At 72.8% G+C, this 24,518-nt stretch carries 20 protein-coding genes and 2 pseudogenes; 12 read left to right on the forward strand and 10 right to left on the reverse strand.

The features are described from left to right. Positions 1-50: 50 nt before the first annotated feature. From FHU36_RS15960 to FHU36_RS15980, 6 genes and pseudogenes are all read left to right on the forward strand, one after another. Positions 51-2,291 (forward strand): annotated as a pseudogene (locus FHU36_RS15960) (family 78 glycoside hydrolase catalytic domain); the annotation flags it as partial. A gap of 96 nt (positions 2,292-2,387) precedes the next feature. Then, positions 2,388-2,570 (forward strand): annotated as a pseudogene (locus FHU36_RS46810) (alpha-L-rhamnosidase C-terminal domain-containing protein); the annotation flags it as partial. After that, on the forward strand, positions 2,567-3,877 hold the full coding sequence (locus FHU36_RS15965) for an extracellular solute-binding protein (protein ID WP_246502058.1): 1,311 nt from the start codon (positions 2,567-2,569) through the stop codon (positions 3,875-3,877). The pseudogene FHU36_RS46810 and the gene FHU36_RS15965, both read left to right, overlap by 4 nt. Next, a complete protein-coding gene (locus FHU36_RS15970) occupies positions 3,874-4,806 on the forward strand; it encodes a carbohydrate ABC transporter permease (protein ID WP_312891610.1) in 933 nt (310 codons plus the stop codon). Before FHU36_RS15965 ends, FHU36_RS15970 begins: the two co-directional genes overlap by 4 nt. Next, the gene (locus FHU36_RS15975; protein WP_312891611.1) at positions 4,803-5,615 is read left to right on the forward strand and encodes a carbohydrate ABC transporter permease; all 813 of its coding nucleotides are present in this window, start codon (positions 4,803-4,805) and stop codon (positions 5,613-5,615) included. The genes FHU36_RS15970 and FHU36_RS15975 overlap by 4 nt, the downstream gene beginning before the upstream one ends. Continuing rightward, positions 5,612-9,085, forward strand: coding sequence for a hypothetical protein (locus FHU36_RS15980; protein ID WP_185084446.1), 3,474 nt, complete (start codon positions 5,612-5,614; stop codon positions 9,083-9,085). The genes FHU36_RS15975 and FHU36_RS15980 overlap by 4 nt, the downstream gene beginning before the upstream one ends. A 306-nt stretch (positions 9,086-9,391) precedes the next feature. On the opposite strand, the gene FHU36_RS15985 is transcribed toward FHU36_RS15980, so the two are convergent. After that, positions 9,392-10,240, reverse strand: coding sequence for a helix-turn-helix domain-containing protein (locus tag FHU36_RS15985; RefSeq protein WP_312891612.1), 849 nt, complete (start codon positions 10,238-10,240; stop codon positions 9,392-9,394). Positions 10,241-10,320: 80 nt separating this feature from the next. On the opposite strand from FHU36_RS15985, the gene FHU36_RS15990 reads away from it, so the two are divergent. Beyond that, entirely contained in the window at positions 10,321-11,706 is a 1,386-nt protein-coding gene (locus FHU36_RS15990; protein ID WP_185084448.1) for an MFS transporter, read from the forward strand. A 110-nt stretch (positions 11,707-11,816) separates the two neighbouring features. After that, positions 11,817-12,206: a hypothetical protein gene (locus FHU36_RS15995; RefSeq protein WP_185084449.1), complete on the forward strand. Its 390-nt coding sequence runs from the start codon at positions 11,817-11,819 to the stop codon at positions 12,204-12,206. On the opposite strand, the gene FHU36_RS16000 is transcribed toward FHU36_RS15995, so the two are convergent. The 7 genes from FHU36_RS16000 to FHU36_RS16030 form a co-directional block, all read right to left on the reverse strand. Then, positions 12,200-13,186, reverse strand: coding sequence for an NAD(P)-dependent alcohol dehydrogenase (locus tag FHU36_RS16000; RefSeq protein ID WP_185084450.1), 987 nt, complete (start codon positions 13,184-13,186; stop codon positions 12,200-12,202). The genes FHU36_RS15995 and FHU36_RS16000 overlap by 7 nt on opposite strands. A gap of 57 nt (positions 13,187-13,243) precedes the next feature. Further along, complete coding sequence (locus FHU36_RS16005) at positions 13,244-13,933, reverse strand: response regulator (RefSeq protein WP_185084451.1); 690 nt, start codon at positions 13,931-13,933, stop codon at positions 13,244-13,246. Next, positions 13,930-15,066 (reverse strand): sensor histidine kinase, encoded by a 1,137-nt coding sequence (locus tag FHU36_RS16010; RefSeq protein WP_312891613.1) that lies wholly within the window; start codon positions 15,064-15,066, stop codon positions 13,930-13,932. The genes FHU36_RS16005 and FHU36_RS16010 overlap by 4 nt, the downstream gene beginning before the upstream one ends. Positions 15,067-15,094: 28 nt before the next feature. Continuing rightward, positions 15,095-15,592 carry an SRPBCC family protein gene (locus FHU36_RS16015; protein ID WP_185084452.1) on the reverse strand — a complete coding sequence of 166 codons (498 nt, stop codon included), beginning with the start codon at positions 15,590-15,592 and terminating at the stop codon, positions 15,095-15,097. Next, entirely contained in the window at positions 15,589-15,951 is a 363-nt protein-coding gene (locus tag FHU36_RS16020; RefSeq protein WP_185084453.1) for a metalloregulator ArsR/SmtB family transcription factor, read from the reverse strand. Before FHU36_RS16020 ends, FHU36_RS16015 begins: the two co-directional genes overlap by 4 nt. A gap of 21 nt (positions 15,952-15,972) precedes the next feature. Continuing rightward, on the reverse strand, positions 15,973-16,704 hold the full coding sequence (locus tag FHU36_RS16025) for a class I SAM-dependent methyltransferase (protein WP_185084454.1): 732 nt from the start codon (positions 16,702-16,704) through the stop codon (positions 15,973-15,975). 291 nt (positions 16,705-16,995) lie between these two features. Next, positions 16,996-17,451, reverse strand: a complete 456-nt coding sequence (locus tag FHU36_RS16030; RefSeq protein WP_185084455.1) for a nuclear transport factor 2 family protein — start codon at positions 17,449-17,451, stop codon at positions 16,996-16,998. A gap of 164 nt (positions 17,452-17,615) precedes the next feature. On the opposite strand from FHU36_RS16030, the gene FHU36_RS16035 reads away from it, so the two are divergent. Further along, positions 17,616-18,392 (forward strand): neutral zinc metallopeptidase, encoded by a 777-nt coding sequence (locus FHU36_RS16035; protein WP_185084456.1) that lies wholly within the window; start codon positions 17,616-17,618, stop codon positions 18,390-18,392. 71 nt (positions 18,393-18,463) lie between these two features. On the opposite strand, the gene FHU36_RS16040 is transcribed toward FHU36_RS16035, so the two are convergent. Next, positions 18,464-19,720 (reverse strand): hypothetical protein, encoded by a 1,257-nt coding sequence (locus tag FHU36_RS16040; RefSeq protein WP_185084457.1) that lies wholly within the window; start codon positions 19,718-19,720, stop codon positions 18,464-18,466. A 106-nt stretch (positions 19,721-19,826) separates the two neighbouring features. Between FHU36_RS16040 and FHU36_RS16045 the strand changes: the two genes are divergently transcribed. The 3 genes from FHU36_RS16045 to FHU36_RS16055 are packed head-to-tail and all read left to right on the forward strand — an operon-like array spanning position 19,827 to position 22,436. After that, positions 19,827-20,546 carry a TetR/AcrR family transcriptional regulator gene (locus tag FHU36_RS16045; protein ID WP_185084458.1) on the forward strand — a complete coding sequence of 240 codons (720 nt, stop codon included), beginning with the start codon at positions 19,827-19,829 and terminating at the stop codon, positions 20,544-20,546. Between the two features lie 32 nt (positions 20,547-20,578). Further along, positions 20,579-21,361 carry a DNA-formamidopyrimidine glycosylase family protein gene (locus FHU36_RS16050; RefSeq protein ID WP_185084459.1) on the forward strand — a complete coding sequence of 261 codons (783 nt, stop codon included), beginning with the start codon at positions 20,579-20,581 and terminating at the stop codon, positions 21,359-21,361. Between the two features lies 1 nt (position 21,362). Beyond that, positions 21,363-22,436, forward strand: coding sequence for a spore photoproduct lyase family protein (locus FHU36_RS16055; protein WP_185084460.1), 1,074 nt, complete (start codon positions 21,363-21,365; stop codon positions 22,434-22,436). Between the two features lie 59 nt (positions 22,437-22,495). On the opposite strand, the gene FHU36_RS16060 is transcribed toward FHU36_RS16055, so the two are convergent. Continuing rightward, the gene (locus FHU36_RS16060; protein ID WP_185084461.1) at positions 22,496-24,274 is read right to left on the reverse strand and encodes a PA14 domain-containing protein; all 1,779 of its coding nucleotides are present in this window, start codon (positions 24,272-24,274) and stop codon (positions 22,496-22,498) included. Positions 24,275-24,518 lie beyond the last annotated feature (244 nt).

Raw genomic sequence — 24,518 nt, forward strand, 5'->3', positions numbered from 1 at the left:
TTTAACAAAGTCTTAGTTAACTTAACAACGCCTGGTCGTTGGAGGTGGGTATGGGTCCGGTGCCGTATGGCCTGCGCTGCGGTCATCGCGTCACCCCGCTGGGCGTGGCAGATTCCCCTCTGCTGTCCTGGCAGCTGCGAGGCGCCGACCCGGTCGCCTTCCAGGTGGAGGTCGGCGGCGTCTGGTCAAGCGGCCGCGTGACGGACCCGGCCGCGATCAGCGCCAGGTACGCCGGGCCGCCGCTCCGGCCCGGGACCAGGTACGACTGGCAGGTCACGCTCTGGGACCGCGACGGCACCCCGGGCACCGCCCGCTCGTGGTTCGAGACGGGCCTCGACACGTGGTCGGCGGCCTGGATCGCGGCCGATCCCGACGCGGTGGAGCACGTCGACCCGCCCACCGAGGGCGATCTGGCGCTGCGCGACCACGGGCTGCTGCCCTGCCCCCAGCTCCGCCGCGCCTTCCACGCCCGCTCCCGCGTGGCCGCCGCCCGGCTGCACATCAGCGCCAAGGGGCTCTACGCGGCCACGGTCAACGGCCACCGGGCGGGCGACGGGCGGCTCACCCCCGGGTGGACCGACTACCGCCGGCGCATCCAGTACCAGACCCTGGACGTGACACGGTGGATCGCCGAGGGCGAGAACGTCCTGGGCGTCACGCTCGCCGACGGCTGGTGGAGCGGCTACGTCGGGTTCGACCCGCGCCGGCCCGGCTACCACTACGGCCGCTTCCCCGAGCTCATCGCCGAGCTGCACCTGACCTACGCCGACGGCTCCGCCGAGGTGGTCGGCACCGACGACGCCTGGCGCGTGGGCCACGGCCACGTCCGTTACGCCGACCTGCTCAAGGGCGAGTGCCACGACCTGCGCGCGGCGACGCCGGGCTGGGACCGTCCCGGCTTCGACGACGCCGGCTGGCGGCCGGTCGTGGTGACGGGTCGCGACCACACGCGGCTGGCGGCCTCGCCGGACGAGCCGGTCAGGGCGGTGCGCGAGATCGCCCCGGCCGCCGTCACCCGCCTCGGTCCCGCCGCGCACCTGGTCGACTTCGGCCAGAACCTGGCGGGCCGGCTCCGCCTGGCTCTGCCCGAGCTGCGGCCGGGCACGCGGGTGGTGATCAGGCACGCCGAGACGCTGGACGGCGCCGGCCGGCTCGACACCGCCAACCTCCGCACGGCCGACGCGACCGACGTGCTCGTCAGCGCGGGGCCCGCCACGGTGTTCGAGCCGGACTTCACCTACCACGGCTTCCGCTACGCCGAGATCAGCGGGGTGGCGGACCTCGGCGAGGTGTCGGCCGTGGTGCTGCACAGCGACACGGCCTGGGCCGGCACGTTCGAGTGCTCCGACCCGGAGGTCAACCGGCTGCAGCGGAACATCGAGTGGGGCCAACGCGGCAACTTCGTCAGCGTGCCGACCGACTGCCCGCAGCGCGACGAGCGGCTGGGCTGGATGGCCGACGCCCAGGTGTTCCTGCCGGCAGCCTGCTTCAACGCCGACGTGGCCGCGTTCTTCGCCAAGTGGCTGCGCGACGTGCGCGACGCGCAGACCCCGGACGGCGGCTTCCCCAACGTGGCGCCCCGGCTCAGCGGCGTCGCCGAGGAGGGCGCGCCCGGCTGGGCGGACGCCGGCGTGCTCGTCCCCTGGCAGCTGTACCGCGTCTACGGCGACCCCGCCTTCCTGGACGTGGACTCGATGGCCGCGTGGGTGGACTTCGTGCACCGCCACAATCCCGACCTGATCTGGCGCGCCAGGACGGGCCCGCACTACGCCGACTGGCTGGCGCCCGGTCCGGCCACCCCGCGCGACCTGCTCGCCACCGCGTTCTTCCACCGCAGCGCCGACCTGACCGCCAGAGCCGCCGGCGTGCACGGCCGCACCGCCGACGAGGAGCGCCTGCGCCGGCTGGCCGGGGACATCAGGACGGCCTTTATTAAAACGTTCGCACCGGCACCGGGCAGGCTGGCGGGCGACACCCAGACCGGCTACCTGCTGGCCCTAGCCTTCGGCCTGCTGCCGCCGGAGTGGGTCGCCCCGGCCGCGCGGCGGCTCGCCGAACTGGTCGAGGAGCACGGCCCGCAGACCGGCTTCCTCGGCGTCAACCTGCTCTGCCCGGTGCTGTCCGCGCACGGCCGCGCCGACCTGGCGCACGCGCTGCTGCGCCGCACCGATCCTCCGTCCTGGCTCCACCAGGTACGCAACGGCGCCACCACGGTCTGGGAACGCTGGGACGGCAAGGGCGCCCCGTCCATGAACTCCTTCAACCACTACGCGTTCGGCTCGATCGGCGCCTGGCTGTACGGCGGCGTCGCCGGGATCGGCCAGGCCCCCGGCTCGGTGGCCTATCGAGAGCTGGTGATCCGCCCGCTCCCCGGCGACCTGTCCTGGGCGCGAGCCTCCTACGAGTCGGCGCGCGGCCGGATCGCCGTGTCGTGGGAACGCGCGGAGGGCGCCTTCCACCTCGCCGTGACCGTCCCGCCCGGCTCGACCGCAACTGTCCACCTGCCTGACGGCCAGACCCATCACGTGCCCTCGGGGGACCACCTCTTCCGCTCGACCCAGGAGACATGACCATGACCGACCTGCGCAACGCCCGGATGAGCCGCGCCCAGTTCTTCCGCATGATGGGTGGCCTGGCCGCGGCCGCGGCAGCCACCACCGCCTGCTCGACCAGGCCCCAGACCACCGCGAGCACCGGCGACGGCCAGGCCGTGACGGAGCTGAAGTTCGTCGGCGTGGCCGACCAGAAGGCGCCGATGGACGGCCTGCTGACCGCCTACCAGCAGGCCCAGCCGTCGGTGCGGCTGACCGCCTCCTACGCCCCGACCGACCAGGTGCAGACCTCGCTGCGCACCCAGCTCGGCGCGGGCAACGCGCCCGACCTGCACGTGGTGTATCCCGGCAGCGGCAGCGCGATGTCGATGAGCCAGATCGCCGAGGCCGGGCTGCTGGCCGACCTGTCCGCGCAGGCGTGGGCGGCGACGATCCCCACCGGGTTCAAGCCGGCCTTCCAACTCGACGGCAAGACCTACATGTACTCCGCGGGCTCGTCGGTCATCGGCGCCGTCTACAACAAGAAGGTCTTCGAGCAGGCCGGCGTGCAGGAGCCGCCGGCCACCTGGAGCGAGTTCCTGGCCCTGTGCGGCAAGCTCAAGAAGGCCGGCGTGACGCCGATCGCGCTGGGCGCCCAGACGCCGTGGGTGACGCAGCTCATCACGTACGCGCTGGTCCCCTCGACCGTCTACGCCAAGGACCCGACGTTCGACGACAAGCAGCTCGCCGGCCAGGCGAGCTTCGCCGAGTCGGGCTGGCGCCAGGCCATGGAGATGTACCTGGAGCTGCAGAAACGCGGCTTCTTCAACGACAACCCGAACGGCACCACGTTCGAGCAGCAGACCTCCATGGTGGCCACTGGCAAGGCGGCCATGGCGATCCAGGTCTCGGCCGTCCTGCCGGACTTCCGCAAGGCCGCCTCAGCGCCGGACGACCTGTCGATGTTCCCGGTGCCGGGGGCCGACGACGCGGCGTCCGTCTGGATCCCCGCCGGAGTCGTCGTCGGGCTGGGCGTCAGCGCCAAGAGCAGGAACGTCGAGCAGGCCAAGGCGTTCGTCGACTTCCTCGGCAGGCAGGAGAACATCAACGCCTGGGCCAAGGCCATCGCCGCGATCCCGCTCACCCAGGACGCCGGCTCGACCGTCGACCCGGCGGTGCAGTCGTTCCTGCCGTTCACCAAGGACCGGGCGGTGCCGTTCATGGACCAGCGCTGGCCCAACGCCGAGGTGCAGCCGGTCCACTTCGCGGTGGTGCAGGAACTGCTCGCCGGCAAGGCCACGGTGGACGAGGCGCTGAAGAAGATGGACGAGGCGTACCGCAAGTGACCCACCTGACCGTCGACAAGCCGCCCCGGTCGCGCCCGGCCCCCGCCGGGCGGCCGGGCCCGCTGGGGCGCTTCAGCGCCTCCTCCCCGTCCTGGCTGTTCGCCGCGCCCGCCCTGGTGGTCTATGTGGCGGTGGTGCTCTACCCGGCCGCCGCCGGCGTGGTCTACGCCTTCACCGACTGGAGCGGCATCGGCCAGGAGATGTCCTTCGTCGGGGTGGCCAACTTCCTGACGTTGCTGGACGACGAGCAGGCCATGGGCTCGATCGGCAACACGCTGCTGCTGACCCTGGCGATCGTGGCCGTGCAGAACGGCGTGGGCCTGCTGCTGGCGCTGGGCGTGCACGCCAAACTGCGCAGCAGGGCCATGCTGCGCGTCGTCTTCTTCTCGCCGGTGGTCGTCAGCCCGGTGATGGTGGCGTTCCTGTGGAAGTACGTCTACAACCCCGACCCGTCAGCCGGCCTGAACGGGCTGCTCGGCCTGCGGGTCGACTGGCTGGGCGACCCGTCGGTGGCCCTGTGGTCGATCGCCGGCATGGTGGTGTGGCAGTACGCCGGATACTCCATGGTCATCTTCCTGGCGGGCCTGGAGGGAGTGCCCACGGAGCTGCACGAGGCCGCGATGATCGACGGCGCGGGCACGTTCCAGCGCTTCCGCTACGTCACCTGGCCGCTGCTGGCGCCCGCGGTGACGATCAACCTGATGCTGTCCACGATCGGCGGGCTCAAGCTGTTCGACCAGATCTTCGCCGCGACGAACGGCGGCCCCGGCTACGCCACCGAGACGCTGTCCACTGTGCTGTACAAGCAGGCGTTCGTGTTCGGCAAGTTCGGCTACAGCACCGCGATCGCGCTGGTGCTGGCGCTGTTCGTGGCGGCCGTCTCGCTCGTCCAGGTCTACTACCTGCGCAGCCGGGAGGTGGCCTCGTGAGAAGGACGTACCTGCTGGAGATCGTCATGGTCGCGGTGGCGGTCGCGTTCCTGTTCCCCGTCTACACCCTGATCGCGCTGTCGCTGAAGGACCCCGCCCAGATCTCGCAGACCCCGCTGGCCCTGCCGGCCCCGCCCACGCTGGACAACTTCGCCAAGGCCTGGTCGGCCGCGGCGCTCGGGCCGTCGCTGGTCAACAGCACGGTGATCACGGGGGTCAGCCTGGTCGCGCTGGTCGCGCTCGGCTCGTTCGCCGCCTACTTCCTGGCGCGGGCGCAGAGCCGGCTCGGCTACGGCCTGTACATCCTGTTCCTGCTGGGCATCGTGCTGCCGTTCCAGCTCGGCATGATCCCGCTCTACGAGCTGGTGAACGATCTCGGCCTGCTCGGCACGCACGCCGGGATGATCCTCTTCTACACCGGGATCCAGCTCCCCTTCACCGTGTTCCTCTACACCGGTTTCATCCGCGCGCTGCCCCGCGACTACGCCAGCGCCGCCCAGATCGACGGGGCCTCCCACCTGACCGCCTTCACCCGGGTGGTCTTCCCGCTGCTGCGGCCGATCACCGGCACGGTGCTGATCCTCAACGCCGTCTTCGTCTGGAACGACTTCTTCACACCGCTGCTGTACCTGGGCGGCTCCGGCTTCGAGACGGTCCCGGTGAGCGTCTTCGCCTTCGTCGGCCAGTACGTCTCCGACCACGGCCTGGTCTTCGCCGGGCTGGTGCTGGGCGCGCTGCCGATCGTGCTGGTCTTCCTGGTGCTCCAGCGCTACGTCATCAAGGGCTTCTCCAGCGGGCTCAAGGGATGAACCTCTCCGACATCCTGCGCGAGCCGCCCGCCTCCCACAGCCCGGCGGCCATCTGGTGGTGGAGCGGCGAGCCGCTGCGCCGCGACCGGCTGCGCTGGCAGATGGAACGGCTGGTGGCCGGGGGCGTGCGCAACCTCGTCATCCTCAACCTCGCCCCGTCGGGCCCACTGTTCGGGGCCGACGCCGACGACCCGCCGTTCCTGTCGGCGGCCTGGTGGGAGCTGCTCGACCAGGTCTGCGCCGACGCGCACGAGCTGGGCGCGTACCTGTGGTTCTACGACCAGCTCGGCTTCTCCGGCGCCGACCTGCAGGCCCGCCTGGTGCAGGAGAACCCGCGCTTCGCCGGCCAGTGGCTGGCGGCCGACGGGTCGATCACCACGCGCGGCTTCGACTACCTGTCACGCGAGGCGTGCGCCACGCTGCTGGACCGGGTGCACGGCGAGTTCGAGCGCCGGGTCGGCCACTGGTTCGGCTCGGTGATCGCCGGGTCGTTCCAGGACGAGCTGCCGACCCTGCCCACCTGGTCGGCCACGTTCGCCGAGGAGTACGCGGCCCGGCGCGGCGCGGAGTTCTCGCCGGCCGACCCCGACTGGCGGGCCTACCAGCTCACCCGCGCCGAGCTGGCGGAGGAGGCGTTCTTCCGCCCGCTGGCCGAGTGGCACCGGCGCAACGGCCTGATCGGCGGCTGCGACCAGCAGGACCCGGCCCGCGCCGGGCACCCGGTCGACGGGGTGCGCCTGTACGCCGACTACGCCCGTACCCACCGCTGGTTCGGCGCCCCCGGCTCGGACCACCACGGCGACGCGCGGCTGCACTCCTCCCTCGCCCACCTGTACGGCCGTCCGCGCACCTGGATCGAGGCGTTCCACTCCAGCGGCTGGGGCGGCACGCTGGAGGAGACCCTCGACTGGCTGCTGCCGTGGCTGCGGGCGGGCGCCACCCTGTACAACCCGCACGCCGTCTACTACACGACCAAGCGGGGCTGGTGGGAGTGGGCGCCGCCGTCCACCGACTGGCGCCAGCCGTACTGGCGGCACCACCGCGTCTTCGCCGACGCCGTCACCCGCCTGTGCGCGGCCCTGTCGCTGGGCCGCCACGCCTGCGACGTGGCCGTCCTGCTGCCCACCGCGACCGCGCAGGCCGGCACCCCGCCGGACGGCGCCGCCGGACCGGCGAGCGGGGCGGCGGGCGAGCTGGCGGGCGGGGCGGCGCGCGCGCAGCGGGTGTACCGCGAGATCGTGGGCGACATGGCCTGGTTCGCGACCGCACCCGGCGTGCTCGACCGGCTCTGCCTGGACGCCGATGTGATAGACGACGACTCGGTACGGCGCGCCGTCGTGGCGGACGGGCGGCTGGCCGTCTCCACCGAGGCCTACCGGGCCGTCGTGCTGCCCGCCGTCACAACCCTCGACGAGGACGTCGCGGCCCGGCTCGCTGAGTTCGCCGCGGGCGGCGGGCTGCTCGTGGCCGTGGGCGCGCTGCCGGACCCGCCCGTCCTGCGGGCCGCGTTCGAGGCGGGGACCGCCCGGTTCGCGGCGTCGGGCGAGGACCTGGGCGAGGCGCTGGCCGGACTCACCCGGCGGGTGGAGGCACCGGTGCCGCCGCTGGTGCGGGAGGTCGGCGACACCACGCTGGTCTTCCTGCTCGCCGCGTTCCCCATGGCGAGCCGGATCGGGGTGGGCCGGCCCGAGGAGCGCGGCGTCGCGCTGGGCTGGCTGGACGCCGCCGTCGACTTCGACCCCGGCCGGTACGCGCGTGAGATGCGCGTCAAGGTGAGGGGGGTCTCCGGGACACCGCTGCTGGCCGGCCTGTTCGGCGGCGAACAGCGGGCGCTGCCGTACACGGTGGACGGCGACGCGGTGGAGGTGGTCGTCCCGTTCGACGACGGCCCCGCCGCGTTGCTGGTGTTCGGCGGCGAGACGGGCGGGCGGCCGGGCGGGCAGGCAGCGCCCGCGCCGCCCCGCCCGTCCTATCGGACCGCGATCGACCTCGGCGAGGAGTGGGACGTCGAGGTGGTGCCGACCCTGGACGACACCTGGTCGGACTTCGGCGCCCAGGCGAGCGTCGAGTGCTGGACGCTGCGGACACCTGACGGCGAGCCGGTGCACGCCACCTTCGGCCCGCACGGGCAGCAGCGGGTGGCGGACGGGCCGTGGACACCGGCCGTCTGGTCGGTCTCGCGCGGACTGCGCAAGGACCCGATCCACCGCGAGACGCTCGGCCCGAAGGGGCACGTGCCGGTGGAGTTCCTCGCGTTCGGCCGGGTCGCCGCCGGCGGGCGGGCCCACTTCCGCAGCGTGCTCACCGTGCCGCCGGGGCCCGGCGGCCGGCTGGCGGTCGGGGCCGGCGCCGCGAAGACCGTCCGGCTGGACGGCACGGACGTGCCGCTCGACGACGCCGGATACGCCGCGGTCTCACGCGCGCCGGTGCCGCCCGGGACCTACGAGCTGGACCTGCTGCTCGTCCCCGACGAGGAGCACGACCTGCGGGCGCACGTCTGCCTGCTGGCCGACCCCGCCGACGCGGTGTGGCCGGAGTGGATCGGCGGCACGCCGCTGGCGACGACCGTGCGCGTGGGCGCGCCGCCGTACGAGGTGCTCCAGGTGGCCTCGACGGCGTTCTGCCGGGTGCTGGTCAACGGAGAGGAGGCGGGCCGGCAGGGCGGCTTCGACCCGTACGCCGAGGCCGACATCCCGCGGGTGCGCCGCTACGACGTAGCCCACCTGCTCCGGCCCGGCGACAACACGATCGCGGTGGAGTCGGACGGCTGGGTCCTGACCGACGGGCTGGCCGTCTCCGGCCCCGGCTGGTCGCCGGGCGTGCGCGTACGGCGGCGCCAGCACGGCGACCCGGCCGCCCTGTGGCTGCGCACCCGCCCCCATCCGCTGCCGGGGGCCGGCTGGCTGGACGGGCGCCCGACTTCGCTGCCCGCCGTGTTCGCGGCGCCGGGCGGCGGGCCGCGGGTCGAGCGGTTCCTGCTCGACCCGCCGCCGGGCGTGACGGGGATCGAGGTGGACGCGGCCGGGCCCGTGGAGATCTCCGGCGCCGAGCTGAGGGTGACGACGGAACCCGGCGCGCAGGCGGGGGCGGCGCTGTCCGGTCCCGTCCGGTTCACCTGCGGGCCGGGCCGGATGCGGCTCGGAGACTGGGAGGACCACGGGCTGCGGGGCTACAGCGGCGGCGTCCGCTACCACACCACGGTCCGGACGAAAGCGGGGCCGGGCCTGATCGACCTCGGCCGGGTCCGCGGCACGGCCGAGGTGACGGTCAACGGGCGGCCCTGCGGCATCCGGGTGTGCTCGCCGTACACCTTCGACGTCCTGATGGACGACGGCGAGAACACGGTCGAGGTGCTCGTCCTCGGCACCCTCGGCCCGTACCTGGACGAGGTCAGCCCGACGCACTTCGTCTTCCCCGGCCAGCGCGGCACGGGCCTGTTCGGCCCGGTCCGCCTCCACCTCGACCCGTGAGCCGCCCTCGACACGGGCGTGCGGTGGCCTGGCCGGCCGTGTTCCGCGGTCGGCCGGCGTGAGTCACACTTGCGGGATGTCGGTCCGTGTCGCGCTCGCCGTCCTCGCCCTGGTCCTGGTGCCGGCCTGCGGTGCGGCCCGGCGACGGCGCGCCCGACTACTCGGTCGGCCCCGCGGAGTGAGACCCGCTCACCGTCCCGGGCGGATGGGTTCCGGCCGGTCACCGGGGCCGGGTCGTGGGGCCTCCCGGCCCACGTCAACCGGGGTCGCGGCAGGCGACGAGCGCCGCCGACTCGTGGTGGCGGGTCAGCTCGGCGCCCGGGTGGTGGTGGCGGCGAGGTGGCGGAGCTTGTCCTCGGTCTCCGAGCCGGGCTCGGCGGCGAAGAGGTCCATGCCCTGCAGTTCGGGGTCGCCGGGCAGGCTCACCAACTCGGCGGACAGTCGCAGCTCGCCGACCACCGGGTGGTCGAGGACGTAGTCGCGGTGCGACGCGACGGCCACGTGGTGCTCCTCCCACAGCCCGCGGAACTCGGCGCTCGCCGCGCTGACCGCGTCGACATGCGCCATGACCCGCGGGTTCTTGGGGAAGCGGGCGGCCAGGACGCGGAGCTGGGCCACGTGCTCACGGGCGAGGCGCGGCCAGGCCTCGCCGTGCATGCGCCTGATCGCGTCGTCCAGGAAGATCAGGTGGGCGATGGTCCTGCGGTCCTCGGGGAGCGCGGCGAAGTCGGCGAAGACCGCGGCGGCCAGCGTGTTCCAGGCGACGACGTCGGCGTGCCGTCCGAGGACCAGGGCGGGGGTGAGCACCAGCGAACCGAGCAATCTCCGCAGCCCCGGCCGCACCGCGGCGCGCGGGACGTCCCGGCACCTGTGGGCGGGATGGGCCAGCGCGTGCAGGTAGGCCCGCTCGTCGCCGGTGAGCCGCAGCACGTCGGCGATGGCGTCGAGCACCTGGGCGGAGACGTTCTGGCCACGCCCCTGCTCCAGCCGGGTGTAGTGGGTGACGCTCACCCCGGCGAGCAACGCCAGCTCCTCCCGCCGCAGCCCGCGCACCCGCCGGGTCCCGCCGGCCGGGTACGGCACGCCCACGTCCTCCGGACGCAGCCGCGCCCTGCGGGACTTGAGGAACTCGCTCAGCTCCACCTCACGCTTCACATCCACTTAGCCTAGGCAAACTTTGGCTAGTCAGAACGCGGTACTGGCCCGCCCCGGCGACCGCGGCCAGGCTGTCCGGCATGCGATTGATCCCCCTGATCCTGCTCGGCCTGGGCAGCATGATCACCGCCCTGGACTTCACCGTCGTCTACGTCGCGCTGCCGCAGATCGCCCGCGACGTGGGGTTCTCGTCCGCCACGCTGCAGTGGGTGGTCAGCGCCTACGCGGTGCCGTTCGGCGGCTTCCTGCTGCTCGGCGGCCGGCTGTGCGACCTGATCGGCAGGCGGCGGATGTTCGTCGCGGGCATGGTGCTGTACGGCCTCGCCTCGCTGCTCGGCGGGCTGGCCGCCGACCCGGGCCCGCTGGTCTGCGCGCGGGTGCTGCAGGGGCTCGGCGGCGCGGTGCTGATGCCCGCGACCCTCTCGCTGGTCGCCACCCTGTTCGACGAGGGGCCGGAGCGCAACCGGGCGATGACCGTGTGGGCGGTGTGCGGCGCCAGCGGGCTCAGCCTCGGGGCGCTGCTGGGCGGCGTGCTGACCGGCACGTTCGGCTGGGAGGCGGTCTTCTTCGTGAACGTGCCGGTGGCGGTGGCCGGCGCCGCCGCAGCGTTCGCCGTGCTGGCGCCGGACGGGGTCCGGCGGCCGGGCGGGTTCGACCTGCCCGGCGCGCTCGCCGGCACGGCGGGCGTCACGGGCCTCGTGTTCGCCATCGCCCACGGCGCCGAATGGGGCTGGACCTCTCCCGGCGTCCTTGTGTCGCTCGCCGCCGCGGTGGCGCTGCTCGCCGGGTTCGTCGCGATCGAGGCCCGCAGCCGCGACCCGCTGCTGCCGCTCCGGCTGCTGGCCAACCGGCATACGAGCGCCGCGGCCGGCGCCATCCTGGTCTACGGCCTGACCCTGCAGTGCGTGCCGTACTTCCTGACCCTGCACTTCCAGAACGTCCTCGGCTACGACGCCATGCGGTCGGGTTTGGCCTTCCTCGGGCCGACGCTGGGCATCACGGTGGGCAACCTGGCCGTGGGGCGGCTGATCCCACGCCTCGGGCTGCGCGGCATGATGATCCTCAGCGTGCTCGTGGGCGCGGCGGGCACGGCGGTGCTGGCCGTGAGCCTGTCCGCCGACGGGTCCTATCTCGGCCTGCTCGCGGGCCTCGCCGGCTTCGGTCTGGGGTCCGGCCTGTCGTTTGCCACCATGTTCATCCTCGCCTCGACCGGTGTGGCCCCGCACGAGCAGGGCGCGGTGTCCGGGCTCGCCTCCACCGTCCTGCAGGCGGGCAGCAGCGCGGGCCTGGCCGTCCTGGTGGCCGTGGCCGGCCGTGACACCGCCGGCCTGACCGGGGAGGCGCTGCGTGCCGCCACCGCCGGCGGGCTGCGGTCCGCGATCCTCGTCGCCGCCGTGGTCGCCCTGGTGGGCCTGGCGGCGGTGCTGACACTGCCCCGCGGGGCCCGGACGCCGGTCGCGCGATGAGTCGTCAGGGCTTGCGGCGAGGCTGTCGTAGCAGCCCGGGTCGCGGTGCGCGATGATGGTTCGATCATGACCGCGAGGATGTCGGGGACTCGGCGCCGGGGGTGTTCGCTGTGGTGGGGGAACGGGCTGCTTCGGCGCGGCGCGGGGTGACGGCGCTGCTGGTGGGGGTCGCGGTGGCGGTGCCGGCGGGTTGCGGGATGCTCGAGGAGCAGCGGTTCGAGCGGTCAGCCGCGAGCATGGAACAGGTGGCCCGGACGGTCCGCGAGGACGACGACCCCACCAGGCGGCCTCGGGAGATCGGGTCGTTGGCGTTCGAGGACGTCTACCGCGACGGTGACCGGGTGTACTTCATGCTGGGCGAGGTCATCGAGGGCGTGGACCCGTACGGCTACGTCTACAGCCCGAACGAGCGGCCGGTCGACCATGACGACTCCGACTCGGTCGACTCGGCCTTCGAGCACATCCGGGGCCCCTGGTACCACTGGAGCGACACCTACTGAGGGTGGGCCGTGATGACGACCTTGCCCGTGGCGTGGCCTTCTTCCTGGTAGGCGATGGCCGCCGGGATCTCCTCGAACGGGTAGCTGCGGTCGATGACCGGCATGACCCTGCCGTCCTCGATGAGTTCGGTCAGCGTCAGCAGATTGCGCTTGGTCGCGGTGCAGCGGACCACCTCCGTCACGACCGTGCGCTGCGACGCGAACAGCGATGCCGCGAGCGTCGCGAACACGTGGCTGGCGGGTTGCAGCCACCGGCCGCCCGGTCCGCCGACGAGGACGTGGGTCCCCTTCCGGGTCAGCGCCCGGCGGCAGGCGGATCCGGAGCGGCTGCCCGCGATGTCCAGCAGGAGGTCGTGGCGCCAGCCGGTGCGGGTGAAGTCCTCCTTGGTGTAGTCGACGACCTCGTCCGCGCCGATCGACCGGACCAGGTCCACGTTCCGGGCGCTGCAGACGCCGGTGACCTCCGCGCCGAACGCCTTGGCGAGCTGCACGGCGAACGTGCCCACGCCTCCCGAGGCCCCGTTGATCAGCACCCTCTGCCCCGGCTGGACCCCTCCCTGGTCGCGCAGCGCCAGCAGGGCGGTGCCGGCCGCCATCGGCACCGCCGCCGCCTGCTCGAACGTCAGGTTCTTCGGCTTGGGCGCCAGCTCCGCCGCCGCGACGAGGGCGTACTCGGCGAAGCCGCCCTGCTTGGGCATGGCGAACACCTCGTCGCCGGGGCGGAACTCCGTCACGTTCCGGCCGACCGCCTCGACGTGACCGGCGACGTCGGCGCCCAGGACGGCGAACTTGGGCCCGCGCAGCCCGGGCCCGCCGCCCATCAGGCGCGCCACGTACGGCTGCCCTCTCAGGAAGTGCCAGTCGTACGGTTGGACGGACGTGGCACGTACCCGGACGAGCACCTCGTCGTCGCCGGGCAGGGGCTTGTCGATCTCGGCCAACTGGAGGGAACCGTACGAGCGCAGGACGAACGCCTTCATCACCGTCTCCTCATCTGCTGTGGAGCATCAGCGTAAAAAGGCTGGCCGCGGGGCTCATCAGCCGAAAGTACGCCCGTTCGGCGGCCGATCGGCCCGCTGGACGCGGTCGGTCTCGTACGCCCACATGGCGAGCTCGACGCGGTTGCGGGCGCCGAGCTTGGCCATCAGGCTCGCGATGTGCGTCTTGACGGTGCTGAGCGAGATGCGCAGCTCGTCGGCGATCTCGCTGTTGGTGCGGCCCCGCGCCAGGGTGGCGAGCACCTGTTCCTCCCGGTACGTGAGCGCCTCGATCGGCTGGACCGGCGGCGCGGCGCGTCCGGTGTGGGCGAAGGCGCCGAGCAGCCGCGCGGTGATGCTCGGCGCGATGAGCGCGTCGCCGCTCGCCGCGGCGTGGACGGCCTGGGAGAGCAGGGCGGCTCCGGCGTTCTTCAGCAGGAAACCCCGGGCGCCGGCCCGCAGGGCGGCGTAGACGTACTCGTCGAGGTCGAACGTGGTGATGACGACGACGGCGAGAGGATCGGCGACGGCCGGCCCGGCGAGGGAGCGGGTGGCCTCGATGCCGTCGAGGCCGGGCATGCGGATGTCGAACAGGCACACGTCGGGGCGCAGGCGGCGGGCGAGCTCGACGGCCCGCCTCCCGTCGGGGGCCTCGCCGACGACCTCGATGTCCGGCTGGGCGCCGAGGATCATCGAGAGCCCGGTGCGGACGATCTCCTGGTCGTCGGCGACGACCACCCGGATGGTCATGTCGCCGTCCCGGCACGGGGCAGCACGGCCGTCACCGTCCAGCCCCGATCGGGACCGGGGCCGGCCACGCAGGTGCCGCCGAGCAGGCCAGCGCGTTCGATCATGCCGATGAGCCCGTACCCGGACGACCCGCTCTGGCGGCCCGCGTCGTCGCCGTCGTCGCTCACGCGCAGGCGCACCGACGTGGCGTCGGCGGCGACGCGCACCTCGACGCGGGTGGCGTGCCGCGCGTGCCGCCGGGCGTTGGTGACCGACTCCTGGGCGACCCGGTAGATCGCGGCGGCGACCGACGGAGGGAGATCGTCGAGGTCGCCCGAGAGCTCCACGTCGACGGCCAGGCCGGACGGGTCACGGCCGGCGAGTCGCCGGAGGTCGCCGATGCCCCGGCCGGGTGCCAGGTCGACCGGCTCGTTCCGGCGCAGGACGCGGACCATGGCGTTCATCTCGGTGAGGGCGCGCGCCGCCTCGGCCTCGATCACGCGCAGCGCCTCGGTCGCGGATTCCGGCCGCGACGCCGCGGTGGCCAGGCCCGCCTGCGCGCGGATCGCCATGGCCGAGACGTGATGGGCGACGGTGTCGTGCAGTTCGCGGGCGAGTTGCTCGCGTTCGAGCAGCTTGACCTGGTCGAGCTCGCGCTGCCGTGCCCTGGCCCGGTAGCGGAACGCGGTGCCCAGGGCGATGGCCGCGACCAGGACGGCGCCCGCCGCGACCGCGTCGGCGGGGCCGACCCGGCCGACGGCGATCGACAGGCCGAGCGAGACGACCATGAGGGCCAACCCGGTCACGGCCGTGCGCCCGGACCCCCACCGGAACAGCGCGTACACCAGCAGCAGCAGGTACGCCAGCGTGTACGTCTCCTGGGCCGCGCCGCCGGTCAGCAGCGGGACCAGGCTCGTGACGCCGAAGGCGATCGCGAGCATCGGCAGCGGCCGGGTCCGGCGCCACAGCAGGGTGGGCACCAGCGCGACGGTGACGGCCACCGCGAGGACCCGCCAGGGCAGGTCGGGGCGCAGGACCCCTTCGAGCACCGCGACCGGCACGAGCACGCCGGCGAGCGCCCAGTCGCGCCCCACCCGCGCCGGCGGGTCAGGGGGAGGCGGCTCGTTCCACACGGAGCGCATGAGGCCGTGCACGCCCTCATGGTACGGGAGCGTCCGCCGCTCAGCCGGTGGTCAGGTCGTCGAAGTACGGCTTCATGGCGGGGTAGTAGGCGCCGAAGTCGGGCCGGGGGGAGCCGTCGCGGGCGGCCACGAGCATGTCGAGGTAGTACTCCCAGCCGGGGCCGACCTCGCCGATGCCGTCCTCGGTGGTGAGGTGCTGCACGAGCCGCAGCTCGGTGACGCCGTTCGCCTCCGACAGCAGGAGCTCCATCCGCCAGGTCCCGGAGGCGTCGGTCATGGACACGGCCAGCCGGCGCGGAGGCTCGCACGCGTCGACGAGCAGGTCGCACCAGGGCGTCTGCTCCTCGTACGCCAGCTGGACCTTGATCGTCCGGCCGGGGGCGGCGTCGCCCTCCCACGGGCCGAACCAGCGGGCCGTGCGGTCGGACTCGGTGAGGCTGGCCCACACGTCCTCGGCGGGTGCGCGGAACGTGCGGCGGAGGACGAGGTCGCTGCCGGTGTCCGTACGGAACAGCCGGCCGGTGGGGGTGGGGCTCATGCGGTGTCTTCCCTTCGTCGGGCCGTGGCGCCGCGGTCACGGTGTTCGCGGCGGGTCCGGTAGACCTCTGTCTCCAGGGCGTCGAGGCGGTGCTCCCATCCGGAGGGCCGGGTGAGCCGGGCGACCCAGTCGGTGAGCTCGGTGAGCGGCTCGGTGCGCAGGACGTAGAACCGCCGCCTGCCGACGAGTTCGTCGCGCACGAGCCCGCTGTCCCGGAGCACGCGCAGGTGGCGGCTCACGGCGGGCCGGCTGATGACGAACCGCTCGGCGATCTGCCCCGCGGAGAGCTGCTCGTCGCGCAGCATCATCAGGATCTCCCGCCGTACGGGATCCGCTATCGCCCCCGCCACCTCGTCCACGCGGAAAGCGTAACCTGTTGGTTACGCGTTAGGCAAGGGGCGGCGGAACAGGGCGGTCAGCAGGAAGGGGACGCCGAAGGCGGGGGCCTCCGGAGCCTGCTCCACCATCGGGCGCAGCTCGACCTCCGTGTAACCGGAGAAGATCCAGCGCAGTTCGTCGGGGGTGTAGGCCAGGCCGCCGTGCAGCCGCCCGTCGCGGTAGAAATCGTCGTCGGGCAGTTCGGAGCCCATGGCCCCGGCGGCGAAACAGGTGAGGCCGAGGTGGCCGCCGGGCGCCAGCACCCGGTCCAGGAGGTCGAGGTAGCTCACGCGGCGGTGTGGCGGCAGGTGGTGCAGGCAGCCGGAGTCGTAGACCAGGTCGTACCGGCCGGGGAGCGCGGCGGTGAAGGCGTCGCCGCAGTGGAAGCGGACCTCGGCGCCCGCCTTCCGGGCGCGCTCCTCGGCCCAGGCGACGGCCGTGGGCGAGAGATCGACGGCGTCGACCTCGAAGCCGAGCGACGCCAGGTGGATGGCGTTGCGCCCCGGCCCGCAGCCCAGGTCCAGGGCCCGTCCGGGCGTGAGCAGCCCTCGTCCGAGTGAGGACACCAGGTTCTCGTCCGGTTTGCTCGCGAAGAAGGGGACCGGCTTCGAGCGGTCGGCGTAGAAGTGGTCCCACCAGGTGGCCGCGTTCCCCGTCCACCGGTCCGCCTCGGGGGCGAACAGGCGGTCGAGCAGGTCCATGACGTCGTCCGTCGTACGGATGGTGCGCTTCACTCGGTCCCCCTGAGCTGATGGCCGTACAGTCGATCTTACGGTGCATCAGTGCTGGTCGAGGGCCGTTTCTCTGCCCCCAGGAGGGGGTGTGGAGAGCTCTGCCGGCGCGGCGGGGGACCGCTCCGCGGGCGCGTGGTCGTCACCCGGCAGGGTCGTCCTCAGGGGCGGCGGCGGGCATCCTGGAACCGGTCCCGGACCCCCGCCGAGAGGGCCCGGACGTGTCCTTGGTCACACCGGTCACACCGGTCACACCGGTCACACCGGTCACACCGGTCACACCGGTCACACCGGTCACACGGTGCGGCACGCTTCGGCGACGGCGGCCGGGTCCCAGTAGAAGGGGCGGCATTCGACCATGCGGCCGTCCCGTACCCGGATGAGCTGCACGATCTCGGTCTCCACCGCCCGGCCGGTGGCGCGGGCGCGGAAGCGCACGAGGTTGCGCGCCACGACCGTGTCCCCGTCTCCCCAGTGCTCCTGCTCCAGGAACTCCATCGACTCCCACACCTCGCTGAATTTGGCCAGGAAACGCTCCATGCCGTCATGGCCGCGCCAGGTGCCCGTGCCGGTGAACGGCAGCCCGGGAGCCTGGTGCAGCACCATCTCCGGATCCAGGTGGGCCGCCACCTCGGCGTAGTCGGCCTTGCCGTACCCGCCCGCCGCGACGTACGCCGCCTCGGCCGCGTAGAAGCGCTCCATCACCGTCCAGGCGTCGTCCCGCCGGTGCTCGACATTCGCTGTGGTCATGGTCCCAGCGTCACAGGCGGGCCCGCGGTGTGCTGGCCGGAATCGGACGCCGCGGCACGCGCGATCCCGTGGCCCGGGCGCGCCCGCTCCACAGCCGCCGCGCCGGATTCAGGTCCAAAAAATTGGCCGGATTCCAAGGTCATCAAACCACTATGCTGCGCGTCATGCGTTTCACCCCTCTTCTGGCGGCCTCCGCCCTTTTCTTCCTCTTACTTTCGGGAACGGCGCACGCCACCGCTTATCCCATCAAGGACCCCGTCCTCACCAAGAACAAGCTGTACCGCACGGGCGAGCTCCGGCCGAGCGACTGCCGGGAACGTGACATCGAGCCGGACGACGTCCCCGCCGCCAAGCGTTATCTGACCTCGGTGTTCAACTGTCTCAACGCCGCCTGGGGCGCCCATTTCAAACGCGCCGGGCTGCCGTTCGCCAAGGCCCGGATCGGATTCATCACCAAGCCGCGGAGATACTGCGGGGACAGCTGGGGAAAGTACACCGCGGGCGTCTATTGCCCCGCCGAGCGGCGCTTTCTCATCATCCTCGATGACGACACGCTCGACGATCCCTCGGACCTGTTCCTGTTCCAGCTCGCCGCCCACGAATACGGGCACCACGTCCAGAACATCACGGGCCTGGACCGCGCCTTCGACCGCTACCCGTACAAGGGCAAGAGCGAGTTGAACGAGCAGTACCGGCGCAACGAGCTCCAGGCCGAGTGCCTGGCCGGCGTCTTCATCGGCAGCGTCTGGGACTCCCTGGACCGTACCCGGGACGACTGGGAGCAGCTCCTGGACATCAGCCGCCGGAGCGGCGACGAGTGGACCAAGGCCCGTGACCACGGGAAGGGCCGCAACATCGCCGCCTGGCTCGACAAGGGCTTCCGGACCAGGACGCCGGGCTCGTGCAACACGTGGACGGTCCCGTCGTCCAGGGTGTCCTGACCTCCGCGGGCCACCAGCCTGCTCGACGGGCCGAGTCCCGCGCCCCCCGATGTCCGCTTCCTGGGGTGAGGTCAGCCCGCCCCGCCGGCGCGGTCGCCGCTGTGCAGGGTGAAGCCCTCTCTCACCTCCGCGGGGATCGGGCCGATCTCCACGGGGCCGCCTGGGTTGAGCAGGCCGGCGCGGTAGAGCTTGGCCGTGCCGGCGTCGCCGGCCGCGATGATCAGTGAGCGGCGGTCGCCGGAGACCGCGACCGAGATGATCGATGTCTCGGTCGCGGGGGCGATCTCGGCCTTCACCTTCACCTTCGTCGAATCGGCGTGGTCGAGGTCGTCGCGCGCGAGGGCCGGATCGACCGCCACGGTGTAGTAGTCGTTGCTCGCCCCCGCGCAGAGCAGGTCGGTGGCGTTTATCCAGGTCACGGGGGTGCAGTCCCGCCAGTCGTCGCCGTCGCGCACGGCGACCTGCATGCGGAAGGGCAGGTGGTCGGGGGCGTCGGCGTACCGGTCCACCCTGTCCGCCAGGAGGTCGAGCTGGAACCCCTGCACCGAGGACAGCCACTGGGCGACGCCCCTCGGGCTGGCGGCGAACCGCCCGGACGGGTGGACGGTGCCCGGGCACAGCACGGCGAGCGACCTCACGACGCGGTAGTAGGTGTCGTCGTTCCTGCGGCCGAAACAGGCCAGGCTGATCTGCCGGCGGGTCAGCCGGCCGGTCGGGTCCGCCGAGAAGTACTCCTGGCTGTCGCGGACGAACCAGAACGACCCGTCGGGCGCGAACCCGGGGTTCTTGTCGTGGAACGTCTCCGTGACGTACCCCTTCTTGTCGGAGGCGGCGGTGAGGTCCGTGAACGCCCCGGTGCCGAGGTCGAGCCAGCCCACGTGCGTCAGCGCACCGCCGGCTGAGAAGTCCACCTGGACGGCGACGCGCCGGCCGTCCGGCGAGACCGGGCTGACGCCCGGATCCCCTCCTGCGCCGCACAGGCTGCGGACGGACGCCTTCTCCGCGCCCAGTTTCGCGGCGATCGCCGCCAGTTGCGACTCGATGGTGGCCGGGGTGAAGCTCGCGGCACGGGTGCGGAAGGCGTCGTCGTAGGCCGTGGCCTGCCAGTGGTCGCCGTTCCGTGAGCAGACGACCGGCCCTGGGGCCGCCATCAGGGCCGCCAGGCTTTTTGCCGCCTCGGCCAGCGCCGTCTTCCCGGCGTCCGGGGTGGCCGGGGTGCCGGGCGCCCGCTGCGGTGCGGCGGCGGGATCGGCGCCCTTCGCGCAGGCCGCGGCCAGTAGGAGGATCGCGGCCACCGTCGCCGTCCGGCCGCCTCCGCGCACACGCATTCAGGTCTCCCTCAGTGATGATCCGTTAAAGAGTGAACACCATTAACCATGTGATGACCCTTCACCGCAAGTGGCCGTAACGGTCCAGACCGGACAAGATGGGCGGATGACAGGGTTGACGCGACGGGAACGACTGCGGGCCGAGCTCGAACGCGACGCCAAGGCCGCCGCCCGGCGGATCACCGAGGAGGAGGGCGTCGAGGGCCTCACCGTCGCCGCCGTGGCCAGGGCCGTCGGGGTGACGCCTCCGGCCCTCTACCGCTACTTCGACGGCCGGGCGGGTCTCGTCCGGGCCGTCTACGACGACGTCACGGCGGACTTCATCGACACCGTGTCCCGCGCAGCGGCCCGCCAGGACCCCGACGACATCAGCGCCCAGCTGCACGCCGCCACCCGGGCCGTGCTCGACTGGTCGCTGGCCCACAAGGCCGGGTTCGACCTGCTCATGGGCGCCGGCTTCCCCAAGGTCGCGGCGGAGGACGGCATCCCCTTGGTCATCCTGCGAGAGCTGGGCGGCCTGTTCGGGCGGCTGTTCGCCCGGTTGCTGCGCGAGGGGCGGCTGTCCTACCCCGCGGAGGAGGACATCGCCCCCGATCTGGCGCCGCAGATCCGCGTCTATCGCGACATCATCGGCCTGGAGCTGCCGGTCGGTGTGGCGCTGCTCATGATGACCTGCTGGCGGCAGATCTACGGCCTGCTCTGCCTCGCCGTCTACGGCCACCTCCGGGTCGCCTTCGGCGACCACCTGCCGCTGTTCGAGGACATGATGGACGACCTCCTCGGCCTCCTCGGCCTCACCCGAAGCCCCGGCCTGCGCGTGGGCTGAATGTCAGGCCCGGCGCGGGGTAGGTCGGCGGCATGCCGGAAGGCCACCTGCTCCACCGCTACGCTGGGCAGCAGCGCGAGGCGCTGGCCGGACGGGTGATACGCGCGTCCAGCCCGCAGGGCCGCTTCGACGCGCGGCCGTACGACGGGCGGCTCGTCAGCGGCGTGGAGGCCGTGGGCAAGCACCTGATCTACCGCATCGAGGGCGCCCCGGCCCTCCACGTGCACCTGGGCATGCGGGGCGTGTTCCTGACCTACGACGATCCGGCGGTGGAGCCCCGTGCGGGCACCCGGCTCCGGCTGGCCACGGACGAGGCGGCGTTCGACCTCATCGCCCCGGCCCGGTGCGAGGCGCTGAGCCCGGCGGGGGAGGCGGAGCTGCGCGGCCGGCTGGGCCCGGATCCGCTGCGGGCCGACGCCGATCGCGAGGAGGCGGTGCGGCGGCTGGCGTCCGCCCGGGCACCGGTCGGCGCCGCCGTGCTGGACCAGGCCGTGTGGGCGGGGATCGGCAACGCCTGGCGGGCCGAGCTGCTGTTCCTGGCCGGTCTCGACCCGGACGAGCGCGGTGTCGGCGCCGAGCGGGCGGGCCTGCTGTGGGACGCCGCTGTGCGGTTCCTGGCGCTGGGCCGCGACGCCGGGCAGGTGGTGAGCGACCCGGAGGCGCCCGACGAGCGGTGGGTCTACAAGCGTGAGCGCTGCCGCCGCTGCGGAGCCAAGGTGCGGGCGTGGCCGCTCGCCTCGCGGACGGCGTACGCGTGCCCGGTCGAGCAGCGACCGGCGGGCGGAAGCCGGGGTCGTCGTGGAGCGTTCCACTAGCATGGGAGCCATCGAACGTCGCCAGTTGCTCGACATCCGGCGCATCTACGTCGAGCCCGCCGCCGCCGAGCTGCCGCGCGGCCGCGAGGTGCTCGACCGCTTCCCGGGGGCCGAGCTGGTCGAGATCGCCGGCCACCACCGCATCCCCGAGCTGTACGGCGACGAGGCCAACGTCGCCCGCTGGGTGCGGATCAAGACCGAGGCGCTGGTGCTCGGCGTGAAGAAGTCGCTGACGGCCCGGCCCAACGGCCGCTCCGCCGACTTCATCGCCCCCTCCACCGCCAACGGCTGCGCGATGGCCTGCGCCTACTGCTACGTGCCGCGCCGCAAGGGATACAGCAACCCGATCACCGTCTTCGCCAACATCGAGCAGATCATCGGCTACCTCCGCCGCCACGCCGGCAGGCAGGGCGGCAAGCCGGAGCCCAACCAGGTGGACCCGGACGCCTGGGTCTACGACCTCGGCGAGAACTCCGACTGCTCGGTCGACGCGACCATCTCCGCCAACGTCCGCGACCTGGTCGAGCTGTTCCGCGACCTGCCGAACGCCAAGGCCAGCTTCGCCACCAAGTACGTCAACCGCGACCTGCTCGACTGGGACCCCCGTGGCCGGACCCGGGTGCGTTTCAGCCTGATGCCCGCCGCGGACGCCAAGCTGCTCGACATCCGCACCTCCTCCGTCGGGGAGCGGCTCGCGGCGATCGACGACTTCGTCGCGGCGGGGTACGAGGTGCACGTCAACCTCAGCCCGGTCGTGGTGCGCGACGGCTGGCTGGACGACTGGGCGGAGCTGCTCGGCGAGCTCGACGACGCCATCGGCCCGGCCACCCGCCGGCAGCTCGCCGCCGAGGTGATCTTCCTCACCCTCAACGACCGGCTGCACGAGGTCAACCTCGGCTGGCACCCCAAGGCCGAGGACCTGCTCTGGCGGCCCGACCTGCAGCAGGCCAAACGCTCGGAGACCGGCGGGCGCAACGTGCGCTACCGCACCGGGCACAAGGGCCGCTACGTCGCCGCGCTCACCGCTCTCATCGGGGACCGGTTGCCGTACTGCCGGATTCGCTACGCCTTCTGAGCAGCGGGTCCACGGCGAGAGGCCGACCGGCGCCCGGCCACACCGGTCGGCCGCACCGCCTAACCCGCGACGAGACGCTCCGCCGGGATGACCTGGCGCGGGGTGGTCGGGCTCGACCAGCGCAGCTCGGCGATGGCGTCGTAGCCGCTGTCGTAGAACTCCATCGTGATGTCGTGCCGACCGGCGGTCAGCGCGATCTCGGCGGTGTCGTCGCGCTTGGAGTGGTCGGTCCAGGCGTCGATGAGCAGCCGCCCGTCCACCCACAGCCGCACGCCGTCGTCGCTCGTCGTGATGAACGTGTACGTCTCCGCCTTGTCGGCCACGACCTGGCCGGTCCAGCGGGCGCTGAAGGTGTCCGGGCCGATGGCCGGGTCGGGGGAGGACGAGCCCCAGTCGAAGTTCACGGTGGGGTCGACGCGGGTGACGCTCTTGCCCGTGAGGTCGGCGTTGTCGAAGTAGGTGGCGGTCAGGCCCTGCTCGCCGATCACCAGGGTGGTGGCGGAGCCGGCCGGCAGTGTCACCGTGGCCCGGCCGCCGGAGATGGCCGCGGTGCCGGTCCGGTGCGGCGTCCAGGCGTCGGAGGTGCTCTGCCAGACGGCCGCGGTGCCGCTCGTCAGGCCGGTGAGGGTGAGGGCCGTCTCCAGCGGCTCGTCGCCCACGTTGACCAGGACGACGTTCTTGGCGTGGTCGGAGGCGAACACGTGCAGCTCGTCGTTGTCGGCGCGCGCCTCGACGACCGTCTTGCCGAACGGCCTGAACAGGCCCTCGCCGGTGTACATGCCGATGCCGTGGTAGATGGGCAGCGGCTCGCTGCGGGCGATGCCGCCCTCGCCCTTGGTGCTGGTCAGGCCGAGCTGGCCGTTCTTGTCGCCGTACTGGAAGGCGCTCGCGCCGGCGTGCAGCATCTGGCCGACGGCCGCCGCGCCCCACAGGGTGTTGAAGTGGGTCAGCGTCCGGTGGCCGTCCGGGTCGTCGAAGTCGGAGTTGAACTCGCCGATCTGCAGGTCGAGGTCGCGGCCGAGCTCGGACCGGATGAGGGCGCGCACGGCCGCGATGTCGGTCTCGTACTCGCGGATCACGTCGCCGAGCAGCGCCTCGTCGGTGACGGGCTCGGAGCCGTTGCCGTAGTCGTGGTAGTCGACGAAGTCCACCCGGTCGCCGGAGTTCCGCAGGAGGGTGCGGATGTAGTCGTGGTCGTCCCAGGCGGTGGCGGGGCCGCCGACCTTGACGGCCGGGTCCACGGCGCGCAGAGCGTCGGCGATGAGGTTGAAGCGCCTGCTGTACTCCGTGGCCGGCATCTCCGGCTTGTCCGGGGTGCAGGCGCAGTTGAGCTCGTTGCCCAGGATGAACCGCTGGACCGGCTTGCCGGAGGCGGCGAAGTGCCGGTAGAGGGCGACCGCGTCGTCCCGGTTCACCTCGGCGGTCTGGCGGCCGTCCACCTGGAGGATGACCACCGGCTCGGCGCCGAGGTCGCGGATGGCGGTGATCCAGGCGTCGCCGGAGACCTCGGTGGCGCACTTGTAGCCGCCGCACACGATGGGGCTGTCGTGGTCGCCCGGGGTCTGGTAGTGCAGCTCGATCCGCATCCGGCCGACGCCGAGCCGGCGCAGGTGGTCGCGGTGCTTGGCGTCGTTGGTGATGTACGAGCCCTCCCCGTACCCGGTGATCCCGACGCCGTAGTCGACGGCGGAGATCGTGCGGATCGGCTTGGTGAAGTCCACCGAGACGGTGGCGGCCGCGGCCGCCCCCGCCGGTGTGCCCGCCGGCCAGACCAGCGCGGCGGCGGTCAGGCCGCCGGCGAGTACGGCACGTAACGTGCGGCGTGCGAATGTCGTCATCCTGCTCCTGTCAGAGGGTCCTCAAGATCGAGAGGATCATGACATGTCCGGATGACCGGGGGGTTACGTGGTGGGATCTCGCTGTCAGCGCTCGCCCGGTGGCCTGACGAGCACGAGGTCTTCGAGGTAGCAGTCGCAGTTGCCGCAGCCTGGAGTCACCGGCCGCCCCTCTCTGGTAGCCCGAGTGTCGGATCTGCCCCGAATCTACGACAGACACCGCTCGCGGGCCCTGGCCGGGGAGGCC

It is taken from the genome of Nonomuraea muscovyensis (assembly GCF_014207745.1).
Taxonomy (GTDB): domain Bacteria; phylum Actinomycetota; class Actinomycetes; order Streptosporangiales; family Streptosporangiaceae; genus Nonomuraea; species Nonomuraea muscovyensis.

What these genes read in the sequence shown, in the direction of transcription:
- FHU36_RS15965 (WP_246502058.1), top strand. Translation starts at nt 2,567, where the DNA reads ATGACCATGACCGACCTGCGCAACGCCCGGATGAGCCGCGCCCAGTTC.
- FHU36_RS15980 (WP_185084446.1), top strand. Translation starts at nt 5,612, where the DNA reads ATGAACCTCTCCGACATCCTGCGCGAGCCGCCCGCCTCCCACAGCCCG.
- FHU36_RS15990 (WP_185084448.1), top strand. Translation starts at nt 10,321, where the DNA reads ATGCGATTGATCCCCCTGATCCTGCTCGGCCTGGGCAGCATGATCACC.
- FHU36_RS16000 (WP_185084450.1), bottom strand. Translation starts at nt 13,186, where the DNA reads ATGAAGGCGTTCGTCCTGCGCTCGTACGGTTCCCTCCAGTTGGCCGAG.
- FHU36_RS16005 (WP_185084451.1), bottom strand. Translation starts at nt 13,933, where the DNA reads ATGACCATCCGGGTGGTCGTCGCCGACGACCAGGAGATCGTCCGCACC.
- FHU36_RS16015 (WP_185084452.1), bottom strand. Translation starts at nt 15,592, where the DNA reads ATGAGCCCCACCCCCACCGGCCGGCTGTTCCGTACGGACACCGGCAGC.
- FHU36_RS16030 (WP_185084455.1), bottom strand. Translation starts at nt 17,451, where the DNA reads ATGACCACAGCGAATGTCGAGCACCGGCGGGACGACGCCTGGACGGTG.
- FHU36_RS16035 (WP_185084456.1), top strand. Translation starts at nt 17,616, where the DNA reads ATGCGTTTCACCCCTCTTCTGGCGGCCTCCGCCCTTTTCTTCCTCTTA.
- FHU36_RS16040 (WP_185084457.1), bottom strand. Translation starts at nt 19,720, where the DNA reads ATGCGTGTGCGCGGAGGCGGCCGGACGGCGACGGTGGCCGCGATCCTC.
- FHU36_RS16045 (WP_185084458.1), top strand. Translation starts at nt 19,827, where the DNA reads ATGACAGGGTTGACGCGACGGGAACGACTGCGGGCCGAGCTCGAACGC.
- FHU36_RS16050 (WP_185084459.1), top strand. Translation starts at nt 20,579, where the DNA reads ATGCCGGAAGGCCACCTGCTCCACCGCTACGCTGGGCAGCAGCGCGAG.
- FHU36_RS16055 (WP_185084460.1), top strand. Translation starts at nt 21,363, where the DNA reads ATGGGAGCCATCGAACGTCGCCAGTTGCTCGACATCCGGCGCATCTAC.
- FHU36_RS16060 (WP_185084461.1), bottom strand. Translation starts at nt 24,274, where the DNA reads ATGACGACATTCGCACGCCGCACGTTACGTGCCGTACTCGCCGGCGGC.